Genomic DNA, 13192 nt, shown 5'->3' on the forward strand with positions numbered 1-13192 from the left:
GACAGCGACCCAAATGAAAAGATCAGGGCAAATAGCATTACGCCCAACAGAAAAACCGACAAGACATAGAAATGCACCCGAAAGATCTGGTCCCTGAAAGTCTTGATCTCCGCAATATCGGGACTTTTGAGCGTAATCGCTCGCGCGAGCGTATGCCAGTAATCTGCCAGATCATACGCGGGCAGGGATTTGTAATCGCGAGGGCGTTCGGGTTCGGACCAGCGGTTGCTTACCATAGTGTTTTCCTTGGCACCGTCAGGGATTTTTCAAATGTGCCACCGTGGGGGACGCGGGCCAGGCGGACGTCTATTTGAACAGATTGATACTTGGGGTCGTAGTTTCCACGCGGGATCGCGGCGACAGCAACTCCAGGAGAGACAAAGCTGAGTTGCAGGCCACTGATGTTCTCAGTTTGCACCCACATGGCTGGCCCGGGTTGCTGGTGTCGCAGTGTCGCAGTGGCAGAAAGGCGCGACATGTCTGCTGCGCGCTGCAATGTGCCACAACGAATTTCGATTTTTCCATCTTTCTTCAGATCATCCGTCAGGGTGAGCTGGGATGTGACGTCCAGGTAATAGAGCACTTCTTGTTCGAAGTTCCGTTTCATACGTTTGTAATCTGGCGAGGTATTATCAGCCAATCCCTTTGCCACTCGAATTGACTCGGAAACGGGCTGAAGTCTCTTCCTATCCCAGTATTCGTCTGACGTTCCCCAAAAGCCCAATTTCACCCACATCTCGCGATCCGAATAGGAAAACAGAGAGACGACGAAGCCGATGGCAATTGCGGCGACCGCCACCAGACCAAGCCCCCATCCGATCGGGCAAAGCAGGATAAGCGCACCCACCGCCATCAGGCCATTGCCGGTCGCCATATAGGCATCACCACGGTGCACCCCTTCGATTGCCATCGCGGCGCTCATTGCAACGCCAATAGCCCCTGCTGCCCGCGCCGACCACCCCAACGCTTTGCTTGCAATCGCGCGACCACCAAGTGTGGCGTTGGAGGCCGTGGCGCCGCGCAGCATTGCATTGTTCCCAAAAACTTCGGCCAGAACTGTGCGCGTGGCGGCGCTGTTTGCGCGCCCGACAATTGTCTTGGTGACCTCATAAGTGGCTTCATACGCGCCTGCAAAAGCAGCAGTCAGTTGCGATTCCGCACCTCCTGCGATTTGGCCGATATCCGAAAGGTTGCGGTTGGCGCTGGACCGCGCATTCAGACTGGTCATCACACTTAATGTGGCGGCGACAAGACCGAAGCCATTTACGCCGAGGTCGAAATTTTCCGCCCGGCGGGCAAAAGAGTGAAACGAGGAAGAGAACTCCAGATCGATCTGTGCGTGAAACTCGACGACACCAATTTGGCCACTCTGTCCCGTGGTCTCCGTCAGCAGTGTCCTGGCCGATACGGCGTCCCCCAATTGTTCGAGTTCCGAGGGCATTTCCGCTGCGCCGTAACCTTCAGGTGTCAGCATGTTGACGAAGGCCTGTTGCAGATCATCAGCCGTGTGAAACTGCACGGACTCGCGAAAAAAGACCGTGGTCAATCGCCGTGCGGAGCTTCCACTCTGCATTGCGGAAGCGGCGGCGACCTGGGTGCCGTAAACGGTAAAAAACGCACTGAGAGCAGGTTTGAAAATACGGTGAGTTTGCCTTCCTGACGAAATCGCGATGCCCACAGCCTTGGTTGCATTCACCAGCTTTTCCAGCCATGACTTGTTCTCGGGAGCGGATTGAAGCGTGACGGCGCCCTGTAGGCCAAAGCGATCATTGAGGATTGCGGCGATCTGCCGAGAACTGGCAGCAGCGGTCATCACGCGGGCCGCCAGAAAAAGCCAAAATCCGATGACTTCTGTATGATCAACCGGATGGTTCTGAAGGCTGTAGCGTTTGGATACCGTCTCGCAGGCGTCTTCGAGGGCTTTTAGAGTCCCAAAACCAGTACGTGCCACCAATTTGTCCCAACACTGGGCTAGGGCGGCGGACGTGTTTTCAAGACTCTGTACCGTATTGTCGAGCCGTGCGTACTCAGCCTCGAATTCTTTTGATAGGGGGCCATCAAATAGCCCAAGCATTGCGGAGGTGGATATTTCATTATCCGCATTGAGATTCTCAACGGCCTTTCCGATCACCAGAGGGTATTGGTGTTCTATCAGGAAGTTGCTGAGTGTGGTGGAGTACACCGTCATCAATCCCAGCAAATCCTGTGTTTCCCCAACGGGGTCATGCAAAGCCACAAGGACGCCTGTGTCCTTGGTGCTTTGGCAATTCAGAATCCGACCGGAACGCTCGATCTCCACGCCGGTATGGCGAATGGCGTTCTCTAGGGTGTAGTCCTTTTGCGGAAATGCCTGTGAGCCCTTGCGAAAGGCGGGCACTCGTTTTTCGAGATCGGTGATTGGGGCGCAGAAATCCCCTGACCGGGCGGCGAGGTCTACTTTGACCATCACCTTTGCACGAAAGGTGGCGTTGTTCTCGGCTTCGTCGAAGAAACGCGTAGGCCAGAGTGTTTCACTGTACGCGACCCACGCCTCCGGAGTGTCTTTCGGCACGAAGAGGAACGGGTACTGCTTGCCTTCTTGCGTCCAATCACCGCTCGCAGCGCCATCGCTCCATTGGTACTTGGTGAATGTGTAAGGAGGTTCGATGTTCTGTGCGACATCTTCGCGATAGATCCCGCAGTTCTCATCATCAGCGTAAGTGGTGAATTTGAATACCTGCATGTTGCCGTTGTGAAAAACATACACCCACCCTTTGCGGATCCGGACCAGTTCATGGTGGGATAGATCATCGATGCTGGCAGGGGGTGTCGGCAGAGGCGCGCCTGCATCCTTCATGGCAAGAAGAGTTTCGGATTTCAGGGCAAAACGGACGGGAAAGATCGGAATAATACTGGGGTCGCAGGCGGCGACGGCACCTTCGGTGTCATTCTCTTCGGAAAATTCATCTTCGCTCATGTTGTTTGGCTTCTCAAATTGTCTTTCAAATGGTTCCAAATCTGCTTGGATCGTACTAAGGGGGACAGCTCCAGATGCGGGTCGACTTGGCGCTCAAGGTCAGAAAAAGACACGCCTTTAGACTGCGCGAGCAAGTTCGCACGAATGAAGTTGTAGGACGCCAGTTCGACGCTGTAATTTTGGCTGCGGCCCTGTTGATACAAATCTGCAATGCGGTTTTTGTCGGTGAATCTGAGTAGAGAGGGATGGTCTTTTTCCAGCGCACGGGTCACTTTTTTGATGAAGTCAGCCCGCCGCATGCCTCCGGCCACCTCAAGATCACCGGACCGCAAACGAACAGGTCCCTTCTTTCTGTCGCGGTCTAGAACCGGACGTATGAAGACGTTTTCATCCTCGCGTAGAATGATGACACTGTGGACGATAGGGTCATGCCACACTGCAACAAAAGGTGAGGCGCCGTCCGTCTTGTGGTGCTCCAGAACTGTGGCGTTTCCCGGTTCCCAAAATCGGAAGTAATACCATTTCCCAGAGGCATTCTGGAGTTTGGTGAACTTGCGGCAGTGGCTCCATACCGTGTCGAAGGTCGCGTGCGAGCGAACAAACAGCCCGACGTGTCGATGCCACAGGTGTAGGCTGCTCTGATCGTCGGCTTGTTCAGGCAAATGCGTGAACAACAGCCTGGTGAAATCACTGGCGATGTCTAACTCGACCAGGTAAGGCGCCGCGTGGCGATATTCTTTTGCCGCGTCTCCTTTGAACAAGGAACGATTTGGCAGTTGTGACGTCTCGATCAGATCAGCAAGCCCCATGGCCTTTGCCGCATCAAGAATCGCGTAGGTTTTTAACGCCGGGACGTCTCCGGCCTGCCCATAGTGCGTGTGTTCAAGCTGTGATGGAACAGGTTGGCCAAACAGGTCTTCTGTTAACGCGTCTGGCACCGTTTTGCGCGGCCACTTACCAAGTTGTGCATCCAGCGGAGGCGTGGCCGAGGTCGTTCTGATGGTCAAGAACTCAGCAGGCCGCGAGGAGCCTCGCTCCTCGAACTCCGGAAAAAGCACTACAGGTATCGCGGCTGAAACGCTTAGGGTCGGGCGCGCGTACTCGGTGGGATAGTGGTCTGCAGGCTGGCATTCATCAACCCATAGGATGCGGTAACCCTGTTTCTCCAGATGCTCTGCCAAGCGACGAATAGCGGTGTCATGACTGTTCGCCCAAATCGCAGCCCGACAAGAGACCTCTTGAGCGTCATCTCCTCTCACCAACAGGACATCTGCGATCCATGACTGAAAATGCGCCATTCGAAACTCCAAAAACAGCAGTCACCTAACAACCATACGGAGATCGGGCAAGCGGCCAAACCACCATAGTCGGCGGTGTTCTGCCTGATCAGTCCTCTTCGGGAGAGAGCGAATGTTGTTTCCGCGGAGTGAGGAAGGCGGCACGTTTATCCTAGTGCTTTCATCAAGGTGTATTTCCGCGGTCCATTCGAGTTTCGAGCTGTTACCTGTGAGGTGTCATTCGCAGGAGCTGTTGCAAAAGGTATCGGGGGCCTGCCCCTGCCATCTTAGTGCCACCTTTCTTTTCAACTGATCGCTGGAAGGGGCGGGAGGTTACGATGGTTGCCTGTCCTGCAACCAGAAATTCTGCACATTCCGCAACCGTATCATCCGAGGCGGTTCTTGACTTTTGCGCCCCCTTCCAACTGCCAAGATACAGCCCAGAATAAGCCCCGCCTAATGCCTCCCGAAACTCGCGCTCGGGTTCGGTCAATGGACAGTTTGCGCAATCTGCCTGGTCGGGTGCAGGACGCTTGAGGGCAGCTACCCTTGACCTCCGGCGCCAACGTGACAATCGCCGAAGGGGTAGGCGATTCGGGTTGGAATCGCACAAATTGTAGCAATTTTAGGATCAATGCCCCTCCTGACGGTCAATTGTTGATCGATCTCTGTGGCTGCAGCGCGCCTACATTCAGCGCCAAAGGGGGACAGCTTTGAGTTGAAGGGCGAGGTGCCCATGAAACCTACCCAGAAGAGCAAAAATTAACTAATATTCAAGAAATCATATGGTTAACGATTGGTTAATCAGTGCCCGAAATCACTCTTGGGTAGAGTGCTCGTTTTTGGAAACCGGAGGGGGTGTTTGACCGTCATTACGCTAAAGATTCAAAGCTATACCAAAGTATCTAAAATTGTTGATTTTGAATATGACCCATGACCAAATGCTCCAGACGTTCACGCAGATCGGTTTCGATCTACTGGGGGAGCGTAAGGCGTTGGCCTTTTTTTAATAGTAAAAACAGGAGCTTAATATGAGAATATTCGCTGCCGCGGTCACTGCGATGCTTGCGACCGGTGCACTCGCTGACAACAATGAAATCTTCATCAACCAGCTTGGCAACTCGAACGCTGTGGGCTCTGCCTCCACACCTGCAACGCAGGATGGGACGCGCAACACCATGCAATTCACCCAGCGCGGGCACAGCAACGGCATCGGCCTGGATGCAAATGCACCAAACGCGCTGCAGGGCGCTCTGCAGGAAGGTGACCGTCAGACGATGGAAGTCACCCAGCCGGGCAACCGCAACCTTGCGCGCCGCCTCGAGCAGGATGGTGGAGATCGCAATGAAATGTTTGTCCGTCAAAGCGGCAACGACAACCTGCTGAGCCTTCTGCGCCAGAACGGTGACAAGAACGACGCAAGCGTCATTCAAAGCGGCAACCAGAACAATGGTTCCGCGCGTCAGGTGGGTGACAACAATATTCTGACCGTTCTGCAGAGCGGCCACCGCAACGACTTCGACATCCTCTCCGGTGATTTTGGTGTGAATGGTCGTCCGGGCAGCTGCTTCTCCTGCGACGTCACGCTGACGCAATCCGGGAACGACAACTACGCGAATGTCTGGCAGCAGGACACCAATCAGATGGCCACCATTACGCAAAGTGGCCACGGCAACGCTGCATACACCATGCAGAGCGCCAACTAAGTGTGTTGACCTCGGGTCCGGTTCTGAATGGGGCCGGACCCAATCGTATTGGAATGTTTAGGTTTCGAGCCTAAGCTGTTATTGAAAATGGAGACTCTCCAAATGAAGAAAATCGCCTTTATCTCCAGTGTGTGTGCCGTTCTGGCAACCGCTGCTGTTGCAGATAACAACGATATTTGGATCAACCAGATGGGCAATGGCAACGTTGTCGGTGATGCCCTGAACCCGGTTACTCAGATCGGTAATCAGAATGAAATGACCCTGACCCAGGGCGGTGATGGCAACGCGATTGGCTCGCGTTCCCTTCAGCAGAGCCCGGCACCGACATGGCCCGGCGCGACCCAGCTTGGCTACTCGCAGAAAATGGTTGTGACCCAGCCCGGCAACCGCAACAGTGCTGAATTGCTTCGGCAAAAAGGCGGTTCGAACAACGATATGAGCATTCGCCAGAGCGGCAACGACAACCGGATTGTGAATTCTCATCAGCACGGCGATCAGAACACGTCGGACGTTGTCCAGAGCGGCAATCGCAACTTCGGCAACGCGACCCAGGTCGGCGCGAACAACCTGCTTGAGGTGCTCCAGTCCGGCAACGACAATGATTATGACGTCTGGCAGGGCGGTTTTGCGTCGGGCACCCAGCCTGGTGCGTGTCAGTCGTGCGACATCCTGATCCGTCAGGGTGGCAACGATAACTCTGCAAACGTCTGGCAGCAGGACACCAGCCAGATGGCTCAAGTGATCCAGAGCGGCAGCGGCAACAGTGCCTATACCAAACAGATGCGTTAAGCATCTTGTCCTCCCCCTCTGACCAGAGGGGGAGGCACCACAGCTTTCCAGTCGTTGAGCCTTAGACCCGTGATTTTAGCTTTTCATACTCTCAGATGCTGCGCGTTCTGAAACTCTTCCCTTTGGCGTTGATCTTGCTGTGCCCTCCGACGTGGGCGCAGGGATTGAACCAGATGGCCTGCAAGATTGTTATTGAGCGGGACGGCGACGATGTGCGCGCCTTTGCAATCGCACAAGCCCTGCTCCGATCCAAAGCCAAGTACAAGTTCAAAGCGAGCAAAATCAGTGCGTCAGGGCTGGGGGCTTCAGAACAGAAGGGCGAAGAGGAATTGCCTGCTCAGGAGGTCACGGTCTTGTCTCAAGTCCGGTTTAATCTTGAGGCGAACGGTTGGGTCGACTTCGAGCTGAGTGTCACTGAGCAACTCACTGGTGCCACCTGCACGGCAAAAGAAACCGTTAGTCAAAACTAGGACGAGAGAATGCGCTATACATGGGTGACGATCAGAGCCGCCGTGTTGTCGTTGGCCGTCAGCGTGTCAATGACCGCGCCGGCATTCTCTGACAATTCAGAAATCCATGTCGAGCAGGTTGCCGAAACCCTTCGGATGAAGCCTGCGCATACCACGTCTCCGGTTTTTGGGAATGCTGCTGAGGTTGTTCAGCCTGCACCTCAATCCCTGAACTTGCAGTCACAAAGCACGATTGGCGTTACAAAGAGCCTGTCCATTGTTGAGCAATTGGGTTTGCGCAACACGGCAGAGGTCGCGGTAATCGGGACACGGAATTTTACCCTGCAACGGCAGCAGGGGGCGCTAAACGAGTCCAAAATCGACATAAATGGGTCGCGGAATAATATTCTTGTAGATCAAAGCGGTTTGCGCCTGAATTCAGAGATAAATGTTGCTGATGGGGCACAGAAAACAATTCTTCACATTCAAAGAGGCAGAGGTGACGGACGGAGCGGTGACTCGATCGATTTGTCTGGTACAACTGCGCAACGGTTGATCGTTGTTGATACCCCCCTTGGGCGACGCGTTCTTGAGCGCTGATATGCATCTCAGCCAGCCTTTGGAGTAAGAAATGATTAAGCACTTCGTAGTCATGACAGCAGCTTGTCTATTCTCGGTGTCAGCGGCATCCGGAAGCGAATTGGTTTACCGGCCAATCAACCCCTCTTTCGGTGGCAACCCGCTCAACAGTGGGCATTTGCTGCAGCTTGCTGAAATACAGAACCAGCATCTGGACAGTAATGCCTTTGGAGATTTGTTCGAGGAACCAACCCTTGCGGATGAATTTGCCGACGCAATTCGAAATGGCATGATCACGATTGCTGCGGGCGAGCTTTTGGACGCCGTTGTTCAGCGCGAGAACCCCACCGGTACAATGGATCTGGACGGAGCCATAGTGAGTTGGGTCACCTCTGGTGATCGCGTCACTGTCACCATCAACGATGGTGTTTCCACCAATACGCTGGACCTCCCGATCCCGGTTCAAAACTAATCCACGATATATCGCATATCTCCGAGAGGGCCGACGCGAACTAATGAGAACATCTACTATCAGCAAAACCATTTTGGCAATTGTGGCGAGCTGTTCCCTGTCCGCATGTGCTCAAAATCTCCCAAGCCCGTTTGAGCCGGGTGAGCATGAAACACCGGCGCAGATCCTGCCCGATACCATGACAAGCGCTGCTGTCCGCAATCTGCCCGCGCCCTCGCGCGAGGTTACGGTGGCCGTTTATGAGTTCCCGGATCTGACTGGACAGAACAAGCCCAATCCCAATTTCGCAGAATATTCGCGCGCGGTCACCCAAGGGGCTGACGCAATTCTGGTCGATGTCCTTTCTGCGGCCGGGAACGGGAAATGGTTCAATGTCGTTGAACGTCGCGGGCTTTCGAACGTGCTGCGCGAAAGGCAGCTTATCCAGGCAACGCGACAGCAATTCCAGGGGGAGGCGGCTGAACCTCTGCCGGCGATGACGTTTGCGGGTGTGTTGATTGAAGGCGGGGTCGTCTCGTATGAATCCAATCTGCGGACCGGCGGTATCGGTGCGCGCTATCTTGGAATTGGCGGGAATACACAATACCAAGAGGATTATGTTACGGTTAATTTGCGGCTGGTCGCGGTCAATTCCGGGCGCGTTATCTTGAGTGTCACCAGCACGAAACAGATCTACTCCACTCTCGTTCAGGCTTCTGTTTTCCGGTATGTCTCCACAGACTCCCTCTTGGAAATCGATGCTGGATATACACGCAATTCGCCGCCGCAATTTGCACTCAGAGAGGCCATCGAACTCGGCGTATTTGCGCTGATCATGGAAGGTAAAGAGGCGGGGGTTTGGCGTTTCAAAAACCCCTCAGCCTCCAGCGAGGCCGTGCAACTCTACAAGCAGAGATCGGGCGAAGGGGTGCAGAGATCCCCGGCTGTAGAAAGCGCGTCTTTGCAATCCGAAGACGCGCCCCAGGAAGAGCTGCTTGCTGGGTATCAGGTGGAGGTGACACCACAGGAGTATGGTCTCTCGCTGCACCCGGAGACCGCTGAGGACTACAAAAGATACTCAAAATGGGCAGCATCTGAGCCGCGCAACTATTCCGAAGATATCCTGAACAAATCTCCGACGGAGCCTCGGGCCACGAGCGTTCGTCACTTCGGGCTGCCCCCCGCGGCATCACAAGAAGACCTTGAGATCTGAACAACAACTCCATCAGTGAGTGATACTGCGCAGGGCGGACGGGATGACCGGGGCGCTCTGCTGGTCATAGAAATACCCCCAGAGCCGCAATGCTGTCCTGTCATTGCGGCTCTTTCTTTGGGGTCGATGTCCCGGCCCGTAGCGCGCGGTTTGGAGGCTGCATCTCTGTGTTGGTCCCAAGCTCCGCGCTCAAATCGGCAGGCCCGGGCGATATCGGAAACCACCAGCCAAGGCGGAGGCGAATCTCTGCGCCGCATTGCAGACGTGGGGAGTGCCGCGCGATCAGTTGGCGTCAGTCACCGGCAAACATCCGAGCGTGGGGCCGCTCAGCTGAGGGCAAGCTCCAGCGTTTCATGAACCGTGCGGTCGCGCCCCGCTGATTTGGCCTGCAACAGCGCGGAATCGGCCCGGCTGAGCAGTGTTTCCATCGACCCGCCGGAGGGCGCGACCGCAAGACCTGCCGAAATCGTGATCCGGCCCAGCGATTGCCCGCGGTAGGAGAGTGCCATATCCGCCGTGCGGCTGCGAATGTTCTCGGCCAACTCGAATGCGGCCCTGCCGTCTTGGCCGGGCAACAGGACAACGAACTCCTCGCCGCCAAACCGATAGCAGGTCCCCCGGTCGCCCACGGCTGCGGCAAGCAGGCCGGCAAAGGACTTGATGACCTCATCCCCTGCCTCATGGCCGAAGCCGTCATTTATGCGCTTGAAATGATCGATATCGATGATCAGACACGCCGTCGGAAAGGGCGGCGGGGTACAGGCATAGGTGCCAAAGGCCACATCCAGAGAGCGCCGGTTCAACAGCCCGGTGAGCGGATCGCGATCCACCATCTGCGAGAGGCGGTTCCGCAGGTTGAGGTTCACGGCCGCAAGCGCGACATTCTCCGCAATGAGTTCCAGGTACACGCGATCCTCCCGCGTGACCTCGGTTTCGGCGTGGACGCCGGAGAAACTCATTAGCCCGATCGTTTCTCCCTGCGCGGCAAGCGGGATGCACAGGGCGGAGCTGGAGGGATCGGCGAGGTGGCTGCACACAACATCCTCCTTGGCGCCTGAATTGCTGCGGTGGGCACGGCCCCGCCGCAGGGCCCAGCATTCTTCGCAATCGATATCCTCGGGTTCGGGCGGATCGGTCTGCCAGCAAGACGCACAATGCAACATGCGCTGGCTGTCGCCGCGGACATACAGGACGCCGGCAAGATCGGGAAAGATCTGTGGTGCGTAGCGCGCGATCACAGCGCCCAGTTCATCCAGGGATTGGCAGGCCTGCACCCGGTGCATCAGTTTCAGGATCAGGTCCTTGATCTTGATGTCACGGCGGCGCTCCGCATCGAGCTGTTCGCGCTCCAGCCCGTTCTTGCGGAACACATGCACGGCCCTGTTCAACTCACCGATTTCGTCACGCCGGCCATCCAGCGGCACCTCGACCTCGTAGTCCTGGCTGGCGAGGCGTTTCACGATCCCGGCCATGCGCGCCAAGGGGACGGCCACACGGCGGCGCAGAACGAAATACAGCACGCCAAGGAACACGGTCGCCGTCAGTCCCAACATGATCTGCGCAATGAACTCGAACCAGTCGCTGCGCTGATGCGCGGCCTGCAGGTCGCGATCCGTCCGGTTCTGAACCATGCGACGGAACTGTGTGACATCATCAATCAGCTTGAGGTGGAACTGGTAATGCTGCGCGCCAAACAGGAGATCCCGCGCGCGGGTGGTATCGCCCGACTGGTAGGTCGAAACCGCCTCCTGTTCCAACGCCTCCAACGTATCCAGATCCGCAACGATCCGTTGCAGGAACGCTATCTCCTCGCTGGTGGCCCCGAGCGAGCCGGCCTCCTGCGCGGAGGCTTCCAGCTCCGCTTCGGCCTGATCGGCACGCGTGAAGGCATCCAGGTGGCTCGGGTCGCCGCGCATCACGTAGAGGCGCGCCTCATCGGTGCGGAGTTCCGCCCCGATCGCCAGTTCCTCACCCAGCTCATTCAGGATCAGATGTGTTTGAACCGCATCGCGTTCTTTGGCGGAACTGTTGATCGAAGCGATGAACGCGGCCCCGGACAGAGCGGTCAGCACCACGGTCAGTCCATAGGCCCAATTCGTAATGGTGTTAATCTTCATCAGCAAAGGTCCAAAACTGACACGCGCCCGGGTTATATTGTGCAGCGAAATCTGAGCGGATTTCCCTGTCCCGGGCAGGCCTAGCTTACCGCCCCGGCGATTGATATGCCAAGAGCAGCATATCGGCTGAGCAGGCCATATGCAGTGTGATTTTCGCAACCTATCGGTCGAGGTCCGGGCCTCTGGGGGAGCGGCCGCTGCGCGTTTCGCTGTGCGGCTGTGCTGCGATCTGGCTCCGGCAGGGCGTCAGGTGCGCGACCGCTCAAACCGGTCCCAGGCCTCTGCGAATGTCTCAAAATCGAACCCGGGGGCCTTTGCGGGCTCCAGCACCAGCTTCTCGGTCTCCAGCAGTTTGGTGATGGCCTCCGCGAGCATCGGGATCACCGCAGGCGGGATCACCACGGCGCCGTGGCGGTCGGCGTGGATCAGATCACCGGGGGCGACAGTCAGGCCGAAGATCTCGACGGGCGTGTCGATCTCGCGCACATGCACAAACCCGTGGCTGGGGCCGATCGAGCCGGCCACCACCGGAAAGCCCTCGGGCAGATCGCCAAGGTCGCGCATGACACCATTGGTGAGCGCGCCGGAAATGCCAAAGCCCTTGTGCACGGTGGTGTTGATCTCGCCCCAATAGGCGCCGATGGCGTTGGGGTAGTCCAGATCCTCGATCACGGTGACGGCGGGGGCAGGGGCCTCCGCCATGTATTTGTAATAGGCCATGCGGCGGGCTTTGATGACCTCGGGCGGCTCGGATGGCGGTGCTACGGCAGCGATCTTGGCGGTGCGGGCATAGCCGACCATGGCCGGGGCCTCCGGCGCGGAGGCCAGCAGGGTGCCACGGGTAAAGGCGTCAAAGCCGCGTTTGCCCTCGGCAACCTCGATGGCGTTGCAGACGTTGGGGGTGTCCACCTGCCGCAGCAGGGTGAGCAAGTCGGGTGTCATATGTCCTCCAGCCAGCGGGCCAGTGCCGCGGTTGTCTGTTCAGGGGCCTCAAGGGTAGGCAGGTGACCGCAGTCGGGTAGCACGTCGAGGCGGCTGTGCGGCATCAGGCCGTGCATCAGCTCGTGTCGCGCAACCGGGCAGAGCCGGTCCTGCGCGCCGCAGAGGATCAGAGCAGGACCCGCAAAGGAGCGCAGCGTTGCGCATTGATCCGGGCGATCGCGCAGCGCCTGCGACTGGCGCACAAAGACCTCCGGCCCCAGCGCCAGTGCCATCTCCAGGCACAGCGCGGAGATCGGATGCGCGGGGTCGGGCGTGGCGAGGTAGTTGGGGATCATGATATCGGTCATGAGCTCTGCCAGACCGCCGCTCTGTGCGGCCTCGATCTGCGGCGCGCGCTTTGCCTTGACCTCGGGGACCTCGGCCAGCGGGTTGGTGTCCAGCAGCGCCAGCCCGGCCACGCGGTCGGGGGCCTGGCGCAGCACTTCCATCGCAAGGATGCCGCCCATCGACAGGCCCGCAAGGGCAAATCGCGGCGGCGCGTTGTGCAGAACCTCTGCGGCCAGCGCCCCCATGCTGTCGTGACCGGTCAGCGCCGCGCAGGAGACGGTGCGCATGGCAGATAGGGCAGCGATCTGCGGCGCAAACAGCCGCGCGTCGCACATCATGCCGGGAAGAAAGACGAGGGGAGTCATTGCGGCCTCCGTTTGAAAGAC

The 13192-nt window shown here is 57.4% G+C and carries 12 protein-coding genes; 6 read left to right on the forward strand and 6 right to left on the reverse strand.

Annotated elements, in window-relative coordinates:
• From MHM97_RS17610 to MHM97_RS17620, 3 genes are all read right to left on the reverse strand, one after another.
• Nucleotides 1-236, reverse strand: a 236-nt coding sequence (locus MHM97_RS17610) for a hypothetical protein (protein ID WP_239323870.1), incomplete at its 3' end; no start/stop codon positions are given.
• Nucleotides 230-2956, reverse strand: a complete 2727-nt coding sequence (locus tag MHM97_RS17615; protein WP_239323873.1) for a toxin VasX — start codon at nucleotides 2954-2956, stop codon at nucleotides 230-232. The genes MHM97_RS17615 and MHM97_RS17610, both read right to left, overlap by 7 nt.
• On the reverse strand, nucleotides 2953-4254 hold the full coding sequence (locus MHM97_RS17620; RefSeq protein WP_239323875.1) for a DUF4123 domain-containing protein: 1302 nt from the start codon (nucleotides 4252-4254) through the stop codon (nucleotides 2953-2955). The genes MHM97_RS17615 and MHM97_RS17620 overlap by 4 nt, the downstream gene beginning before the upstream one ends.
• 1040 nt (nucleotides 4255-5294) lie before the next feature.
• On the opposite strand from MHM97_RS17620, the gene MHM97_RS17625 reads away from it, so the two are divergent.
• The 6 genes from MHM97_RS17625 (at nucleotide 5295) to MHM97_RS17650 (ending at nucleotide 9420) form a co-directional block, all read left to right on the forward strand.
• Entirely contained in the window at nucleotides 5295-5939 is a 645-nt protein-coding gene (locus MHM97_RS17625; protein ID WP_239323876.1) for a hypothetical protein, read from the forward strand.
• 102 nt (nucleotides 5940-6041) lie between these two features.
• Nucleotides 6042-6728 carry a hypothetical protein gene (locus MHM97_RS17630; RefSeq protein WP_239323877.1) on the forward strand — a complete coding sequence of 229 codons (687 nt, stop codon included), beginning with the start codon at nucleotides 6042-6044 and terminating at the stop codon, nucleotides 6726-6728.
• 173 nt (nucleotides 6729-6901) lie between these two features.
• Complete coding sequence (csgH, locus tag MHM97_RS17635) at nucleotides 6902-7198, forward strand: curli-like amyloid fiber formation chaperone CsgH (RefSeq protein WP_239323878.1); 297 nt, start codon at nucleotides 6902-6904, stop codon at nucleotides 7196-7198.
• Between the two features lie 9 nt (nucleotides 7199-7207).
• Complete coding sequence (locus MHM97_RS17640; RefSeq protein ID WP_239323879.1) at nucleotides 7208-7777, forward strand: hypothetical protein; 570 nt, start codon at nucleotides 7208-7210, stop codon at nucleotides 7775-7777.
• A 31-nt stretch (nucleotides 7778-7808) separates the two neighbouring features.
• Complete coding sequence (locus tag MHM97_RS17645; protein ID WP_239323880.1) at nucleotides 7809-8228, forward strand: curli assembly protein CsgF; 420 nt, start codon at nucleotides 7809-7811, stop codon at nucleotides 8226-8228.
• 43 nt (nucleotides 8229-8271) lie between these two features.
• Nucleotides 8272-9420 (forward strand): CsgG/HfaB family protein, encoded by a 1149-nt coding sequence (locus MHM97_RS17650; protein ID WP_239323881.1) that lies wholly within the window; start codon nucleotides 8272-8274, stop codon nucleotides 9418-9420.
• 326 nt (nucleotides 9421-9746) lie between these two features.
• Here the strand turns inward: MHM97_RS17650 and MHM97_RS17655 are convergent, their stop codons facing one another.
• From MHM97_RS17655 to MHM97_RS17665, 3 genes are all read right to left on the reverse strand, one after another.
• Nucleotides 9747-11537, reverse strand: a complete 1791-nt coding sequence (locus MHM97_RS17655; RefSeq protein ID WP_239323882.1) for a diguanylate cyclase — start codon at nucleotides 11535-11537, stop codon at nucleotides 9747-9749.
• A gap of 246 nt (nucleotides 11538-11783) precedes the next feature.
• Nucleotides 11784-12479 carry an RraA family protein gene (locus tag MHM97_RS17660; RefSeq protein WP_239323883.1) on the reverse strand — a complete coding sequence of 232 codons (696 nt, stop codon included), beginning with the start codon at nucleotides 12477-12479 and terminating at the stop codon, nucleotides 11784-11786.
• Nucleotides 12476-13171 carry an alpha/beta fold hydrolase gene (locus tag MHM97_RS17665; RefSeq protein ID WP_239323885.1) on the reverse strand — a complete coding sequence of 232 codons (696 nt, stop codon included), beginning with the start codon at nucleotides 13169-13171 and terminating at the stop codon, nucleotides 12476-12478. Before MHM97_RS17665 ends, MHM97_RS17660 begins: the two co-directional genes overlap by 4 nt.
• Between the last annotated feature and the right edge of the window lie 21 nt (nucleotides 13172-13192).

Origin of the sequence: Epibacterium sp. Ofav1-8 (assembly GCF_022348185.1) — a bacterium.
Classification (GTDB): domain Bacteria; phylum Pseudomonadota; class Alphaproteobacteria; order Rhodobacterales; family Rhodobacteraceae; genus Epibacterium.